This is a genomic window from Streptomyces beigongshangae, assembly GCF_019710745.1.
Lineage (GTDB): Bacteria > Actinomycetota > Actinomycetes > Streptomycetales > Streptomycetaceae > Streptomyces > Streptomyces beigongshangae.
Window position 1 is genome coordinate 88,365 of record NZ_JAHKJW010000008.1, and the last position, 15,134, is coordinate 103,498.

General features: G+C 73.2%; 13 protein-coding genes and 1 pseudogene. 5 read left to right on the top strand and 9 right to left on the bottom strand.

The annotated features are described in order from the left end of the window. Positions 1–60 precede the first annotated feature (60 nt). On the top strand, positions 61–915 hold the full coding sequence (locus tag KM933_RS40205) for an ATP-grasp domain-containing protein (RefSeq protein WP_308013306.1): 855 nt from the start codon (positions 61–63) through the stop codon (positions 913–915). Here KM933_RS40205 and KM933_RS08470 read toward each other — a convergent pair. Further along, the gene (locus KM933_RS08470) at positions 819–1,283 is read right to left on the bottom strand and encodes a winged helix-turn-helix transcriptional regulator (protein ID WP_221349802.1); all 465 of its coding nucleotides are present in this window, start codon (positions 1,281–1,283) and stop codon (positions 819–821) included. The genes KM933_RS40205 and KM933_RS08470 overlap by 97 nt on opposite strands. 87 nt (positions 1,284–1,370) lie before the next feature. On the opposite strand from KM933_RS08470, the gene KM933_RS08475 reads away from it, so the two are divergent. Further along, entirely contained in the window at positions 1,371–2,627 is a 1,257-nt protein-coding gene (locus tag KM933_RS08475) for an MFS transporter (protein WP_221349803.1), read from the top strand. A gap of 56 nt (positions 2,628–2,683) precedes the next feature. Then, a pseudogene (locus KM933_RS40555) lies at positions 2,684–2,866 on the top strand (winged helix-turn-helix domain-containing protein); the annotation flags it as partial. Positions 2,867–2,970: 104 nt separating this feature from the next. Here the strand turns inward: KM933_RS40555 and KM933_RS08480 are convergent. From KM933_RS08480 to KM933_RS08500, 5 genes are all read right to left on the bottom strand, one after another. Further along, positions 2,971–3,498 carry an NUDIX hydrolase family protein gene (locus KM933_RS08480; RefSeq protein ID WP_221349963.1) on the bottom strand — a complete coding sequence of 176 codons (528 nt, stop codon included), beginning with the start codon at positions 3,496–3,498 and terminating at the stop codon, positions 2,971–2,973. A gap of 139 nt (positions 3,499–3,637) precedes the next feature. Then, positions 3,638–4,705 carry an iron-siderophore ABC transporter substrate-binding protein gene (locus KM933_RS08485; protein ID WP_221349805.1) on the bottom strand — a complete coding sequence of 356 codons (1,068 nt, stop codon included), beginning with the start codon at positions 4,703–4,705 and terminating at the stop codon, positions 3,638–3,640. Next, positions 4,705–6,690 (bottom strand): ABC transporter ATP-binding protein, encoded by a 1,986-nt coding sequence (locus KM933_RS08490; RefSeq protein ID WP_221349807.1) that lies wholly within the window; start codon positions 6,688–6,690, stop codon positions 4,705–4,707. The genes KM933_RS08485 and KM933_RS08490 overlap by 1 nt, the downstream gene beginning before the upstream one ends. Next, on the bottom strand, positions 6,687–8,381 hold the full coding sequence (locus KM933_RS08495) for an ABC transporter ATP-binding protein (protein ID WP_221349810.1): 1,695 nt from the start codon (positions 8,379–8,381) through the stop codon (positions 6,687–6,689). Before KM933_RS08495 ends, KM933_RS08490 begins: the two co-directional genes overlap by 4 nt. Positions 8,382–8,577: 196 nt before the next feature. Then, on the bottom strand, positions 8,578–9,978 hold the full coding sequence (locus tag KM933_RS08500) for a lysine N(6)-hydroxylase/L-ornithine N(5)-oxygenase family protein (RefSeq protein ID WP_221349812.1): 1,401 nt from the start codon (positions 9,976–9,978) through the stop codon (positions 8,578–8,580). A gap of 85 nt (positions 9,979–10,063) precedes the next feature. On the opposite strand from KM933_RS08500, the gene KM933_RS08505 reads away from it, so the two are divergent. Together KM933_RS08505 and argB are read left to right on the top strand one after the other, a co-directional pair. Beyond that, the gene (locus KM933_RS08505; RefSeq protein ID WP_221349814.1) at positions 10,064–11,011 is read left to right on the top strand and encodes a methionyl-tRNA formyltransferase; all 948 of its coding nucleotides are present in this window, start codon (positions 10,064–10,066) and stop codon (positions 11,009–11,011) included. After that, the gene (gene argB / locus KM933_RS08510; RefSeq protein WP_430727293.1) at positions 11,008–11,913 is read left to right on the top strand and encodes an acetylglutamate kinase; all 906 of its coding nucleotides are present in this window, start codon (positions 11,008–11,010) and stop codon (positions 11,911–11,913) included. Before KM933_RS08505 ends, argB begins: the two co-directional genes overlap by 4 nt. 91 nt (positions 11,914–12,004) lie before the next feature. Here argB and KM933_RS08515 read toward each other — a convergent pair whose 3' ends face one another. The 3 genes from KM933_RS08515 to KM933_RS08525 are packed head-to-tail and all read right to left on the bottom strand — an operon-like array spanning position 12,005 to position 15,070. Continuing rightward, the gene (locus tag KM933_RS08515) at positions 12,005–12,919 is read right to left on the bottom strand and encodes an ABC transporter ATP-binding protein (protein ID WP_260333247.1); all 915 of its coding nucleotides are present in this window, start codon (positions 12,917–12,919) and stop codon (positions 12,005–12,007) included. A 4-nt stretch (positions 12,920–12,923) separates the two neighbouring features. Continuing rightward, positions 12,924–14,030, bottom strand: coding sequence for a FecCD family ABC transporter permease (locus tag KM933_RS08520; RefSeq protein WP_430727294.1), 1,107 nt, complete (start codon positions 14,028–14,030; stop codon positions 12,924–12,926). After that, positions 14,027–15,070, bottom strand: coding sequence for a FecCD family ABC transporter permease (locus KM933_RS08525; protein WP_260333248.1), 1,044 nt, complete (start codon positions 15,068–15,070; stop codon positions 14,027–14,029). Before KM933_RS08525 ends, KM933_RS08520 begins: the two co-directional genes overlap by 4 nt. Between the last annotated feature and the right edge of the window lie 64 nt (positions 15,071–15,134).

Sequence of the window (15,134 nt, forward strand, 5' to 3'; positions counted from 1 at the left end):
ACACCGGGGTCCCATGGCGCTCGTCGAAGGGCTGTGATCGCTGGTCGCGTACCGGTCCTCATGAAAGAGGCAGTCGCCCGCGCCGGACTACGCGTCCCGCGCTTCCTGCCCGTCCGCGACCTCCTCGACCACGCCGCCCGCGGCCGCGTCCCCTGGCAGGGCCGTACCGTCCTCAAACCCCACCGGGGCGCCTCCGGCGAAGGCGCCCTCGTCCTCGACACCCCGGCCGCCGCCGCGCAAGCCCTGACCGACCGCACCACCGGAGTCCCCGCCCTCGACGACCCGGCCGCCCCCGCCCTGGACGACTTCCAGGCCGAGGGGTTCCTCACCGGCCCCGTCCGCCACTACGACGGCCTCGGCCAGGACGGCAGGGCCCTGCTGCTGACGGCCAGCCAGTACGTCGGCACCTGCCTGGAATACGCCCAGGACAGCCCGATGGGTTCCTTCCGGATCCGCCACATCCCCGAGGTCCGCGACTGGGTGTCCCGTGCCCTGGCCGCCGTGTGCATCGAGGACGGCAGCTTCCACCTGGAGGCCATCGCCCACGACGGCGAAACCGTCTTCCTGGAGGTCGGCGACCGCGTCGGTGGCGCCGACGTGGTCGCCGCCACCGAACACGCCACCAGAGTCCACCTGCCCTCCCGGGAACTGTGCATCCCCCTCGGCGAGCGGGCCTGGCTGGAGATCAGGGAGGCGGCCGGCCGCCGGGAGGGCGCCGCCTTCGACCTGAAGACCTTCCACGCCCGCGCCCTCGGCCTCGCCCTCGGCCCCATGGGGCTGGACCTCCCGCGCACCGAACTCACCCGTCGTACGGAGCCTCAGCGCTCGACCTTGCGCACGGAGGTGGTCTCCACGCTCAGCGGCGCCCCGTCCGCGCCCGCCGGGGCCACTTCCGGCACGGGCACCCCGTGCTGATCGACAAGGACCGAGTGCGGCTCACCGGGCAGGAAGGCATGCCGCTCGCCCCACTGCCGCAACGTGAGGATCACCGGGAAGAGGTCCTTCCCGGCCCCGGTCAGCACGTACTCCTGTCGGCGGCCCGAAGGCGCCGTGCGCTGGGCGAGAACCCCGTGGGCGACCAGCTTGCGCAGCCTGTCCGCGAGGATGTTCCGGGCGATGCCGGTGCGCCGCTGGAACTCGGTGAACGACCGGGCCCCGTCCATGGCGTCCCGCACCACGAGAAGGCTCCACCGGTCGGCGATCAGATCGACCGTGCGCGCGACAGGGCAGTCCGGATCGGTCCACCCGGGTCCCTGGCCGCGTTCGGTGCTGCCGGGCGACATGACAACCTCCCGATGAGTTGCGGATTGAAACCATGATGCCGTACTCTCAAATTGGTTGCAATTTGCTATTGATTGGATCGGGGTCCGATGGGCGCATGGCGGCGGCTGCTCCTCGCGGTGGTGTGCGGAGTCGCTGTGGCGAGCATCTATGCCGCACAGCCCATCCTGGAGCCCATGGGGCAGGACCTCGGCGTCTCCGCCGAGCTGACCGGATGGATCGTGGCGACCGGCCAGTTCGGCTATCTGGCCGGGCTGGTGCTGCTGGTGCCGCTCGGCGACATCGCCGACCGGCGCCGCCTCATCGCCGTCCATCTCGCGGTCACCGCGGCGGGCATGCTGCTGACGGCCGCCGCGCCGGCCGCCTGGATGGCGTTCGCGGGCCTCGCGGCAGCAGGCGTCTTCGCCGTGGTCGTCCAGACCACCGTCGCCTACGCCGCCTCCGTCTCACCCCCCGGCGAGCGGGGCCGCACCATCGGCGTCGTCACCTCCGGAGTCGTCGTCGGCATCCTCGGCGCCCGTGTCGTCACCGGCGCCCTCGCCGAACTGTGGGGCTGGCGCAGTGTCTACGCCGTCCTCGCCGCCCTCTCCCTGGCGCTCGCCGCCCTGGTCATGACCGCGCTCCCCGCCGACGAGCGTCCACGGACCACCATCGGCTACGGACAGGCGCTGGTCTCCCTGCGCTCCCTCTTCACCGAGCGCGCCTTCCTCACCCGCGGCATGATCGCCTTCTTCCTCTTCGCCTCCTTCGGCACCCTGTGGAGCGGCCTCTCCCTGCCCCTCGCGGACGACCCCTGGGAACTGACGGAAAGCCAGATCGGCCTCTTCGGCATCGCCGGGCTCTTCGGTGCCCTCGGTGCCGCCCGCGCCGGACGCTGGGCGGACGCGGGCCGCGCCGTCCCCGTCACCGGACTCGCGCTCGCCCTGCTGATCACCTCCTGGGCGGCCATCGGCCAGCTGCCGAACTCCCTGTGGCTGCTCGCGATCGGCGTCATCGTCCTCGACTTCGCCGTGCAGGCCGTGCATGTGAGCAACCAGCACCTGCTCACCACCGCCCACCCCGACCGCACCAGCAGCGCCATCGGCAGCTACATGGTCTTCTACTCCCTGGGCTCCGCCCTCGGCGCCGCCGCCACCACCGCGCTCTACGGTGCCCACGGCTGGAAGGCGTCCAGCCTGCTCGGCGCCGCGTCCGCCGCCTGCGCCCTCGCCGTGTGGGCCACCGGCCGGCGCGACCGCACCGTACCCCTCCCCGCACCGCAGGAGCCCCTGACCCGCCCGCTCCGGATGAACCCCGGGAAGCCGCCCACGGCGGCACGGCGGGGAACACCCCCCGGGGCGCACTGAACCGCGCCCCGTCCTCGGCGGCCGACCGGGATCGGGCGCTCCTCCTCCCCCCGGGAGTGCCCCGGTCCCGCCGCGTCGGCAGAGACGGCCGCGCCCGCCCCGTCGGCATCCTCCGGCGCCGTGAAAAGGCCCTCGCCCTGCTCTCCGAACAACCCGGCATCACCCTCCGTGAAGTAGCCGAACAGGTGGGCATGTCCATCAGCACGGTCCACCGCATGCGGCAGAGACTCCGCCAGTCGTCGCACAGCGGCCGGCGGTCCGCCCGGTGCCGGGCGGGCCGCCGGCGCCCGGGACGGTCCCTGTTCGAGGTCGCCGGCCGTCCGCGGACGGCCGGCGACCGTGCTCAGAGCAGGTGGCCCACGTGCGCCAGGGCCTGCTTGAGCAGGGCGCCGTGGCCGCCCGGCATCTCGTTCAGGACCATGGGGGAGGCCGCCTCCTCGGGGCTGAACCAGACCAGGTCGAGGGCGTCCTGGCGGGGGCGGCAGTCGCCGCTCACCGGGACGATGTAGGCCAGGGACACCGCGTGCTGACGCGGGTCGTGGAACGGCGTGGCCCCGAGCGTCGGGAAGTACTCGGCGACGGTGAAGGGCTGCAGCGAGGCCGGGACCCTGGGCAGCGCGACCGGCCCGAGGTCCTTCTCCAGATGGCGCAGGAGGGCGTCCCTGACCTTCTCGTGGTGCAGCACCCGGCCGGAGACGAGCGCACGGCTGACCGCCCCGCCGGACCCCATGCGGAGCAGCAGTCCGATGCTGGTCACTTCGCCGCTGTCGTCGACGCGCACCGGCACGGCTTCGACATAGAGGATCGGCATGCGGGCGCGCGCCTGCTCCAGCTCGTCGTGAGGCAGCCAGCCGGGCGTGGTCTCAGTCATGTCAGACATTGGGTGATCATACTTTCAGCCTCTGGTGTGGCGAGCGTGTCGCCCGACACAGCGGGTCCGGGGGGTACGGATGATCCGTACCCCCCGGATCTTCTGTCCGGTCGGCCCGGCCGCAACCGTGAGGTCACTCTCAGGAGGCCGGATCGGCCACCTTCGTGGCGGCGTCGCCGTCGACGGCGGCGGCCAGCTGCGGGACCAGCCGCTCCAGCATGTACGGCAGGCTCAGCACCGAGACGAAGGAGATGGAGTTGCCGTAGTCGCCGCTCTCCTCGACGAAGACCTCGCGCCCCTCCTTCACCACGTCCAGGTCGCCGTAGAGGGCGTTCTTGTGGAGCTCGGGCTCGTTTTTCTTCCGGTCCGAGACGATCCAGACGGCGGCGTCGGTGTTCAGCAGGTCGGTGCGCTCCTTGCTGATGTTGGCGCCGAACTCGTCGCCGATGACCTTGTCCAGGTCCTTCGGCAGCTCGAACCCGAGGTCGGTCAGGATCCGGGAGCGCGGGTCCTGGCTGCCGAAGACGAAGATGCCCTCGTACGGCGTCGCCATCACACCGGTGGATCCGGCGAACTCGGGGTTGTCCTTCGCCGCGGTCGCGAACTCGGACTCGACGCCCTCGACCAGTTCCTTCGCCTCGGACTCCTGGCCGAGTGCCTTGCCGATGATCTCGGTCTGCCGCTGCCACGGCACGCCGAAGTCGTTGAACTCCTTCGGCTGGGCCACGACCGGGGCGAACTTCGACAGGGTCGTGTACTGCTCCTTCGTCAGACCGCCGTAGACCGCGAGGATCAGGTCGGGCCTGAGCGCGGCGATCTTCTCCGTCTGCGGACCCGTGCCGGTGTCCTTCAGCACGGTCGGGGCCTTCGCGCCGCCCAGCTTGCCGGTGGCCCAGGGGCCGATGGCGCCCTTGTAGCCGCCGAGCCACTCGGTGGTCCCGACGGGCACCTTGCCGAGGGCGAGCACGGGGTCCTGGTCGGTCAGCCCGACCGTGACGATCCGCTTCGGCTCGGACTCGACGGTCGTGCTGCCGTACTTGTGGGCGAGGGTCACCGGGAAGGCGCTGTCCGCGGACGCGGACCTGTCCGCGCCCGCCGAGTCGGAGTCCGAGTCGTCGTCGGAGCCGCAGGCCGCCGCGGTGGTGAACAGGAGGAGCGCGGAGGCGAGCGTCGCGACGAGGCGTGCGCCTCTGGAGGAGCCGGGCATCAGTGGTCCTTCACGGTGGTGGTGTCAGGGCTGTGGTGGTGCGTGCTGCTGTTGCGGTGGTGCGTACCGCGGTGGTGCGTGGGGGTCGGGTGGGCCGTGCGGGTGCCGGACCACGCCTCCCACAGGGAGGCGTAGGAACCGGCCGCGGCGCACAGCTCGTCGTGGGTACCGCTCTCCACGATCCGGCCGCCGTCCATGACGACGATCCGGTCCGCGGTGGCGGCCTGGGTGAGGCGGTGGGCGACGATCAGCGCCGTGCGGCCCTCGACCGCCCGGTCGGCCGCCTGCTCCAGGAGCCGGGCGCCCGTGCTGCCGGCCTCGGCGGTGGCCTCGTCCAGCACGGCCACCGGTGGATCGGCCAGCACCAGGCGGGCCAGGGCGAGTTGCTGTACCTGCGCGGAGGTGAGCCGGTGGCCGCCGTCGCCGACGACCGTGTCCAGGCCGTCCGGCAGTGCCGTCGCCCAGGCGAGGGCGTCCACCGCGGCCAGTGCCGTACGCAGGTCGCCGTCGGTGGCGCCGGGCCGCGCGAGCCGCAGATCGTCCGCGAGCGGCCCGGCGAAGACGTGTGTCTCCTGGGTGACCAGGGCGACCGTGAGGCCGTCCCCGGGCACCGCGCCGCCGGTCGTCACACGGACCGAGCCGGCGGTCGGGCGGTGGACGCCCGCGATGAGTCTGGCGAGCGTCGTCTTGCCCGCGCCGCTCACGCCGACCAGGGCCACCCGCTCACCGGCGCGGAGCGTGAGGTCCACGTCGTGCAGGACGGGACGGCCCGGCTCGTAGGCGTGACGGAGGCCGGTCACCGTCACGGTGGCGGCGGGGGTGGCGTTCACGGCGGCGGTGGTGGCGTGCGGGGCCGGTGGCCGGTGGGGGTCCCCGGCCCGCGGATCGCCGGCGCCGGACCGCTCGTCCTGCCCGGACGGTGACGGCGGCCGGTCGGGCGACGGCTGGTCGGCGACGCCCACGAGGCGGGCGAGCGCGGCCGTCGCCGACTGCGCGTCGTCCAGGAGGACCAGCGCCGAGTTGACCGGCGTGAACAGGCTGTGGAAGTACAGCGCGGCGGCCGTGGCCGTGCCGATGGACACCGATCCGCCGCGCACCAGCAGGAATCCGGTGACGAGGACCGCCGCGAGCCCGGCGTACTCGGCCACGTGCAGCCGGTTGTAGAAGTCCAGCACCAGCCGTACGCCGCGCAGCGTCAGGCCGGCCGCCGCCGACGAACGCCGCTCCACCCGGGTGGTGTGCTCCTCCTCCAGCCGGAACGCCCGTACCGTGCCCGCGCCCGAGACGGTGTCCAGCAACTGCTGCTGCTGGGCCCCCGTCGCGATCCGCTGTTCGGCGTAGAGCGGCACGGCGTTGCGCACGTACCAGCGGGCGGTGGACGCCTGGACCGGTACCGCGATGAGCGCCGCCAGGAAGAACCGCCAGTCCAGCGCGGCCATCGCGACCAGGGTCAGCGCGATGGCCAGCAGGGAACGGGCCAGTTCGGGCAGGGCGGAGCGCACCGCCTCGCCCACCACCGAGACGTCCCGGGTGACCCGCGCGGTCAGGTCGCCGGCCCCCGCCTTCTCCACCTGCTCCAGGGGCAGCCCCAGGGCCCTCTCGACGAACCGCTCGCGCAACTGTGCCAGGACGGTCTCGCCGAGACGGGCCACCAGCGACAGCCCCGCCGTGGTGGCCGCCCCCTGCACGAGGGCGACCAGCACCAGCAGGACGACCGGCAGGGTGATGCTTCCCGGCGGGTGCCGGTCGGCGACCAGGTCCACGATCCGGCCCAGCAGGGGCTGGACCAGCAGTCCGACGGCGGTGGCCGCCACCATCACGGCGAACCCGCCGGCCGCCAGGCGGCGGTGCGGCCGGACCAGCTCGCGTACGGCGGCGCGGGTACGGGCCCGGGTCGCGGTGGGCAGCAGCTCCCGGCCGTCCGGGACCTGGGCGGGCGGGCCGGCCGAGGCGCCCGGTGCCCGGTCGGGGGACGTGTCGCTCATGCCAGCACCGCGGCTCTGTAGGTCTCGTGACGGCTGATCAGCTCCGCGTGCGAGGCCGTGTCGACGACCCGGCCGCCGTCGAGCAGCACCACGCGGTCGGTCACGGAGAGCAGCGCGGGACTGGTGGTCACCAGCACCGTGGTGCGCCCCTCGCGGACCTCGCGCAGACCGGCCGCGATGCCCGCCTCGGTCACCGCGTCGACCGCCGTGGTCGGATCGTGGACCACCAGGACGGGGCGGTCGGCCGCCAGCGCACGGGCGAGCGCGACCCGTTGGCGCTGTCCGCCGGAGAGCGAGCGGCCGCGCTCGCTGACCGCCGTGTCCTCGCCCCGGGGCAGCGTCCGTACGACCTGGGTCACCCCGGCCGCCGCCATGGCGGGACCGGGGTCGCCGGACGCGGGGGCGGCGGCCGTGACGTTGTCGCGGACGGTGCCCTCGAAGAGGTCCGCGTCGTGCTCGGCCACCAGCACCGCCGTACGCAGTTCGGCCGGGTCCAGGTCCCGCAGGGGCACCCCGTCCAGTTCCACCGTGCCGGTGTCGGGGTCGGCCCGCCGGGCCAGGCAGCGCAGCAGATCGGTGGCGTGGGCGGGGTCGGTCGCGACCACGCCCAGCAGTTCACCGGGCGCGATGTCCAGGTCCACCCCGCGCAGCCCGCCGTGGCCGACGCCGGCCAGCCGTACCGCGCCCCGCACCCGAGGGGGCAGGCCCCGTCCACCGGCGGTGACGCCGTGCGCGCTCGCCAGGACCTCGGCGACCCGCCCGGCGGAGGCCCGGCCCTGGGCGAACTCGGCGTTGGCCCAGGCGAGTGTTTCGAGGGGGCCGAGCAGGAAGAGCGCGAGCCCGACCGCCGACACCAGCTGGCCCAGGGTGATGCCTCCTCCGGCGGCCAGCCGTCCGCCGACCAGGGCGACGACGGCGATCAGGCAGCCGGTCAGGGACAGCACCATGCCGCTCTGGAACGCCTGCGCGCGGGCGGCCCGCAGGGTGGCCCGCAGGGAGTCGCGGCTGGTGGTGCGGTAGCGGGCGACGGCCGCCGGCTCACCGCCGATGCCCTTGAGGACCCTGAGGCCGGCCACCAGGTCGGCGGCGACGGCGGAGGCGTGCGCCGCACGCTCCTGCTCGGCCCCGCTGCGGGTCTCCAGGGGCTTGCTCAGCAGATGCCCGAGCCAGAGCAGTACGGGGGTGCCCAGCAGGACGACCAGGCCCAGCGGCACCGACATGCGCAGCAGGACGACGGCACAGGTGAGGATGCCGACCAGGGCCGAGATGCCGTACATGAGTGCCGTGTTGACGCCGCCGACCCGTTTGGCGTCCTCGGTCGCGATGTTGGCCAGGGCGCCGGGCAGCCGTCCCTCCTCGGCCCCGCCGCCGGGATGCAGCACCCGGCGGACGAGGGCGACGCGCAGGGTGTGCTCGGAGCGGACCGCGGACCGGTCGCCCGCCCAGGCGCCGAAGCGGAAGGACAGCGCCAGCGCCACGTAGAGCACGGCGAGGACGCCGAGCCACCGGAACAGGGCGCCGGTGTCGGATCCGGTGACGGCCCGGTCGATGACCACACCGATCAGAACCGGAACCAGGGCTTCCCCCATCTGGTGCCCGGAACCCAGCAGCGAGCCGAGAGCGATGTCCCGGCGCTGCCCCCCGACCGACTCCCGCAGGACGTCGCGTCCCGAAGGACGTGTAGGACTCACCCGTAATCCCTCCGGGATCGGACGAAGACAACTTAGGTGAGGCTACTCTAAGTTGCTGACCAGAGTAATGTCCGGCGAAGGCGCATTGTGCCGCGGACGCCCACGCGGGGCAGGGGAACGCGGGATGCGGGATGCGGGATGCGACGGCACGGGCTGCCGTGGCGTCACATCCCGTACCGGTCCGCCCTCCGGCCCCTCAGCCGGCTCGCACGGCCACGCCCGCAGCGTCGGCCATGCCCGCCGTGCCCGCCGTACCCGTCGTCCCCGCCACGCCCGCCAGGTCGCCCGTCCGGTGGGCGAGCAGGGAGTCGAGGATCTCGCCGGACCTGACCGCCGTGGTGGACAGCAGGGTCGAGGTGAGGCCGTGCGTGTGCTCGGTCGCGCCCTGGAGGTAGATGCCCGCCGTGACGCCGGGGGCGAGTTCGAGCCGGTGGTCGCGCCCGACGCGCACGGCGTCGTTGTCGTCCCGCAGGCAGAGCTTGGCGGCTCTGCCCAGCAGGCCGTCGAGGTCCCTGGGGCGGTAACCGGTCGCGTGGACCAGCAGGTCCGCGGAGAGCACCTCCCGTTCCCCGGTGGGGAGGTACTCGACGGTGACCTCCAGGTGGTCGTCGAAGGTGCGCACGTCGCGGATGCGGGAGACGTTGCGCAGGCGCAGCCGCTCCCGGCCCTGGACCTTCTCGCGGTACATCGTCGCGTACAGCGACTCGATGAGGTCCATGTCGACCACCGAGTAGTTGGTGCTGCGGTGGTAGTCGACCAGGGACTGCTTCACCTCCGGCGTGGACCGGAAGTAGACGTCCACGGCCTCCGGGTCGAAGATCCGGTTGGCGAACGGGCTGTCGTCGGCGGGCGTGTACCCGTACTTCGCGAAGATCGCGCAGATCTCCGCCCCGGGGAAGGACCGGTGCAGGTAGTCGAGGGCCTCCGCGCCGCTCTGGCCCGCACCGAGCACCAGGACGCGGCCCACCGCCCCGCCCGTGGCGTTCACCTCGTGCACGCGCGGCACGAGCTGGCTGTTGTGCCAGACGCGGTCCGACAGGGCCGTCCCCGGGGGCAGGTGCGGCTCCAGGCCGACGGCCACCGAGATGTTCCGGGCCCTGCGGGTGACGGTCCGCTCCGGCGTGCCGGGCACCCGGCTGACGACGTCCAGCCAGCGGACCTCCCCGTCCGGTCCCGTCACCGGGTCGACGGACACGACCTCGTCCGAGTAGTCGACGAGGTGCGCCACCCGCGCGGCCGCCCACTCGAAGTACTCGTGGAACTCGATCCGCAGCGGGAAGAGCGTCTTCGCGTTGAGGAAGTCCACCATCCTGCCGCGCTCCCGCAGGAAGCACAGGAAGCTGAAGTCGCTGGTCGGGTTGCGCATGGTGACCAGGTCCTTGAGAAAGGAGACCTGCATCGTGGCGTCCTCGATGAGCATTCCCCGGTGCCAGCCGAACGACGGCTGGCGCTCCAGGAATCCCGCGCGGATCCGGTCCTCCGGAGCCGCTTGGGCGTTGTGTTCCTCCACCGCGATGGCAAGTGCGAGATTTGACGGCCCGAAACCTATACCGAGCACGTCAAGGATGGCGTCCGGTTCGTCGTGCAGTGCGTTCACCGCAACTTCCCTTCCCCTAGGCGCCACTGATGTTAAATAAGGTTAGCCTTACCTTGCAATGGGGTGTCCTAGGAGAGGATCGACTATGCGGGTCGTCATGTTCGGTTATCAGACCTGGGGGCACCGCACCCTCCGGGCTCTGCTGGAGTCCGGCCACGAGGTGGTCCTGGCCGTGACCCACCCCAGGAGCGACCATGCGTACGAGAAGATCTGGGACGACTCGGTGGCCGACCTGGCCGGGAAGCACGGGGTGCCGGTACTGCTGCGCAACCGGCCCGACGACCCCGAGCTGCTCGCCGCACTGAAGGAAGCGGAACCGGACCTGATCGTCGCCAACAACTGGCGCACCGTGCTGCCCCCGGAGGTCTTCGACCTGCCGCCCCACGGCACGCTCAACATCCATGACTCGCTGCTCCCCGCGTACGCGGGCTTCTCCCCGCTGATCTGGGCGCTCATCAACGGCGAGCGGGAGGTCGGGGTCACCGCGCACCGGATGAACGCCGAACTCGACGCGGGCGACGTCCTGTTGCAGCGGGCCGTACCGGTCGGCGCGGCCGACACCGTCACCGACCTCTTCCACCGCACGGTCGACCTGATCGGCCCGGTCGTCGACGAGTCGCTCGACCTCATCGCCTCGGGCCGCGCCCGGTGGATACCGCAGGACCGCAGCCGGGCGAGCTTCTTCCACAAGCGGTCCCTGGAGGACAGCCGCATCGACTGGACCTGGCCGGCCGAGGACATCGAGCGGCTCGTACGGGCCCAGTGCGACCCGTACCCGAACGCCTTCACCCACCACCGCGGACAGCGGATCAGGATCGTCGAGTCCGCGGTGTCGCAGGGCTGCTACGGCGGCACCCCGGGACGCATCTTCATCCGCGAGGGCGACGGAGTGGTCGTCGTCGCGGGCGCGCAGGCCAGGAGCGGCCGGCTGCGCGGGCTGGTCGTCAAGCGCGTACGCACCGAGGACGGGGCGGAGCACGCGGCGACCGACTACTTCCGCACGATGGGCGGCTACCTCACGGCGCGCCCGTGAGCGACACGGCTCCCGCCGACGGGGCGCCGGGCGGCTCCGGTGCCCCGACCGTCGGTCCCGGCGGGCGTTCCGGGGCGATCGAGGCCCTGCGCGGGCACACGGTCGTCGTCAAGTACGGCGGTCACGCCATGACCGACGACGCGCTCCGGCGGGCCTTCGCGCAGGACGTCCTCGCCCTGCGGGGCGCGGGTGTCCGGCCGGTCGTGGTGCACGGCGGCGGCCCGCAGATCGCCGCCCAGCTGGCCCGGCTGGGGATCGGGTCCGACTTCCTCGGCGGGCTGCGGGTCACCACCCCCGAGACCATGGAGGTCGTACGGATGGTGCTGTCCGGCCAGGTCCAGAAGGACCTGGTCGGGCTGCTGAACGAGCACGGCCCGCACGCGGTCGGCCTCAGCGGCGAGGACGGGCACACCCTCACAGCGGTCAAGCGGTACGCCGAAGTGGCCGGTGAGCGCGTGGACATCGGCCTGGTCGGGGACGTGGCACGGGTCAACACCGCGGTCGTGCGCCTCCTGCTGGACAGCGGCCACGTCCCGGTGGTCTCCTCCGTCGGCCGGGGCGAGGACGGGCAGGTCTACAACGTCAACGCGGACACGGCGGCGGGCGCGCTCGCCGCCGCGCTGGGGACGCGGATCCTGGTCGTCCTCACCGACGTGCCCGGGCTGTACGCCGACTGGCCCCGCAGCCGGCGGGTCGTGGACCGGATCGGCGCGGGGGAGCTGGAGAGGCTGCTGCCGGGGCTGGACGGCGGCATGGGGCCCAAGATGGAGGCGTGCCTGCGGGCCGTCAGGGGCGGGGTGGGGGTGGCCCGGGTGCTGGACGGGCGTGCGCCGCACGCGCTGTTCGACGGGCTGGTCGATGCGGGGATCGGCACGACGGTCGTGCCTGATGCCGCCGGGTGAACGCCGCTCGTGGTTCGTCTGCGGGAGTGCGGGGGCTGGTCGCGCAGTTCCCCGCGCCCCGAGGGGGCGTCGCCCCCTCGGGGGCGCCTCCTCAGTCGGCCGGTTCCAGGGCCGGGGCTCCGTGGTGGCGGCCCATCGGGATGACCAGGGGTGTGTGACTGACCGGGTCCATCGTGATCCGGCAGGCCAGGTCGAAGACGTCCTCGACGGTCTCGGCGGTGATGACCTCGGCCGGGCTCCCCTCGGCGACGATCCTGCCGGACTTCATGGCGACGACGTGATCGGCGTACCGGCAGGCCTGGTTGAGGTCGTGGAGCACCATCACGACCGTGCGGTTCTCCCGGCGGTTGAGGTCGGTGACCAGGTCCAGGACGTCGATCTGGTGGGCCAGGTCGAGGTACGTCGTCGGCTCGTCGAGCAGCAGGACGGGCGTGCCCTGGGCGACCGCCATGGCGATCCAGGCGCGCTGCCGCTGGCCGCCGGACAGCTCGTCGACGGGCCGGTCGGCGAGGTCCGTCATGTTGGTGGCGGCCAGCGCCCGGTGCACGGCCCGCTCGTCCGCCTTGGACCACTGCCGCCACCAGGTCTGGTGCGGCGAACGCCCGCGGTTGACCAGGTCGACGACGGTCAGCCCCTCGGGCGCGACCGGGCTCTGCGGCAGGATGCCCAGGCGCTGGGCGAGTTCCCTGCTCGGGATGGACTGCAGGGCCCGGCCGTCGAGGTGGACGGCGCCCTCCTCGGGCGCCAGCAGCCGGGCGAGCGCCCGCAGCAGGGTGGACTTGCCGCACGCGTTGGCGCCGACGATGGCCGTGATCCGCCCGGGCGGCACCGCCAGGTCCAGACCGTCGACCACCACCCGCTTGTCGTAGGCGAGACGCAGACCGCGGGCCCGCAGATCGGGGTCGGGGCGGGGGGCGGGATCGAGGACGGGGCCGGAGGCCGGCGCGGGGGCGGTGGACACGGAGCCGTCCGGCGCGCGGCCGGTCGACAGGGGATCAGCCGACATGGGATCAACCTCCTGAACCCGCGCGGTTGGCGCGGACGAGCAGCCAGAGCAGGACCGGTGCGCCGAGCACACCGGTGACGATGCCGACCGGCAGTTCCGTGCCGGGGACGAGCGTACGGGCGATGAGGTCGCCGCCCAGGACCACCAGTGCCCCGGTCAGCCCCGAGGCGACCGTGGGCGGCCAGGCCGTGCCCGCCAGCCGCTGCGCGATCTGCGGGGCGGCGAGCGCCACGAAGGCCACGGGCCCCGCGGACGCGGTGGCGAAGGCGATCAGGCCGACACCGGTGAGCAGGATGGCCAGGCGTACGGGCTGGACGCGGGTACCGAGGCCGGTGGCCACGTCGTCGCCGAGCTGGAGGGTGCGCAGCAGGCGGCCGAGCAGCAGGGCCGCCGGCAGCAGTACGGCCAGCGCGAGGGCGAGCGGTCCGACCTGGCCCCAGGTGCGGCCGTTGAGGTTGCCGACCAGCCAGCCGAGCGCGGCCTGCGCCTGGAAGCGGCCACCTCTGGCGACGAGGTAGTCCGTGGCGCTCGTGCAGATCCAGGCCACCCCGATGCCGACCAGGATGATGCGGTACCCGGTGGTGCCGCGCCGCCAGGCCAGGGCGTAGACGGTCAGGGCGGTGACCAGGGCGCCCAGCAGCCCGAGCGCCTGGGTGCCCAGGCCGCCGTCCCAGCCCAGCACGATGCCCGCGACGACGGCGGTGCCCGCGCCCTGGGTGAGGCCGATCATGTCCGGGCTCGCCAGCGGATTGCGCGTCATGGTCTGGAACAGCGCGCCGGAGACCCCGAAGGCGATCCCGGCGAGCAGCCCGACCAGGGCCCGGGGCAGGCGCAGTTCCTCGACCACGAGGACGGTGCCGGGGTCGCCGGAGCCCACCAGGGCGCGTACGGCCTCGGTGAAGCCGATGGGGTAGTCGCCGGTCGTCAGGCCCCAGCAGAACACCACGAAGGTGCCCGCGGCGAGGAGCACGGACAGGCCCACCAGCCGGGGCCGGAGGACACCGGAGACGGGCGGCAGCGCCAGCCGGTAGGCGCGGAAGTGCGCGGACCCCGCCGGACGGGTGCCGGCCGCGGGGGACTCGGGGGCGGTTCTCGGGTTCGGCACGCTCACACCTCCGCCAGGTTGCGCCGGCGGACCATGGCGATGAAGAACGGGCCGCCGACGAAGGCGACCAGTACACCCGCCTGGATCTCGGTGGGCCGTGCCACGAGGCGGCCGAGGACGTCCGCGGCGAGCAGCAGGATGGGCGCCAGCACCGCCGACAGCGGCAGCAGCCAGCGCTGGTCGGGGCCGATGCCCGCCGACTGGGCCAGCACGCGGGCCACATGGGGCACCACCAGGCCGATGAAGACGACCGGGCCGATGACCGCGACCGCGGCCCCCGTCAGCAGGGTGATCGAGGCGACGCCCGCCAGCCGGACCAGACCGAGGCGCCGGCCGAGCGAGGCCGCGACGTCGTCGCCCAGAGCCAGGCTGTTGAGCGCCGGTGCGCAGGCCAGCGCCAGCGCCCCGCCGAGGACCAGGAAGGGCAGCACCCGCCAGACCGTGCCGTCGTCCGCCTCCGCGAGCGAACCGGCGGACCAGAAGCGGAACTTGTTGAGCGCGTCCACGTCGGTCAGCACGATGGCCTGGGTGAACGACCACAGCATCGAGGTGACGGCGATGCCCGCGAGCGCCAGCTTCACGGGGGTCATCCCGGACCGCCCGAGACCGCCCAGCAGATAGACGGCCACCGTGGCGATCAGCGCCCCGGCGAACGCGAACCACACGTACCCGTAGAGCGAGTTGATGCCGAGCACCCCGACGGCCAGCACGATGGCGAAGGAGGCGCCGGCGCTGACGCCCAGCACCCCGGGGTCGGCGAGCGGGTTGCGGGTCAGGGCCTGCATCAGCGCCCCGGCCAGCCCGAGGGCCGCGCCGGCCGTGATCCCGAGCGCGGTGCGGGGCATGCGCGCGGACCAGACGACGTTGTCCACGAAGCGGCTCGGCGGGTCGCCGAGCAGGGCCCGGATCACCTGGTCCGGCGGGACGCTGGCCGCGCCGAGCGCCAGTGACAGCAGGCAGAGGACGGCCAGGACGGTACCCAGCAGCGTCACGAGAAGGACAGGGCGCACCCTCTTGCCCGTCACCTTGCGGTCTCCAACGGCCAACTCCCTTAGGTTAGGCAGACCTTAATCGTAGTGGGGATCACGTGACCCGCAGAGTCGGGGCTCT

Bases quoted from the DNA above. Each gene is read 5' to 3' on its own strand.
- KM933_RS40205 (WP_308013306.1), top strand. From the start codon at position 61: ATGAAAGAGGCAGTCGCCCGCGCCGGACTACGCGTCCCGCGCTTCCTG.
- KM933_RS08470 (WP_221349802.1), bottom strand. From the start codon at position 1,283: ATGTCGCCCGGCAGCACCGAACGCGGCCAGGGACCCGGGTGGACCGAT.
- KM933_RS08475 (WP_221349803.1), top strand. From the start codon at position 1,371: ATGGGCGCATGGCGGCGGCTGCTCCTCGCGGTGGTGTGCGGAGTCGCT.
- KM933_RS08480 (WP_221349963.1), bottom strand. From the start codon at position 3,498: ATGACTGAGACCACGCCCGGCTGGCTGCCTCACGACGAGCTGGAGCAG.
- KM933_RS08485 (WP_221349805.1), bottom strand. From the start codon at position 4,705: ATGCCCGGCTCCTCCAGAGGCGCACGCCTCGTCGCGACGCTCGCCTCC.
- KM933_RS08490 (WP_221349807.1), bottom strand. From the start codon at position 6,690: ATGAGCGACACGTCCCCCGACCGGGCACCGGGCGCCTCGGCCGGCCCG.
- KM933_RS08505 (WP_221349814.1), top strand. From the start codon at position 10,064: ATGCGGGTCGTCATGTTCGGTTATCAGACCTGGGGGCACCGCACCCTC.
- KM933_RS08515 (WP_260333247.1), bottom strand. From the start codon at position 12,919: ATGTCGGCTGATCCCCTGTCGACCGGCCGCGCGCCGGACGGCTCCGTG.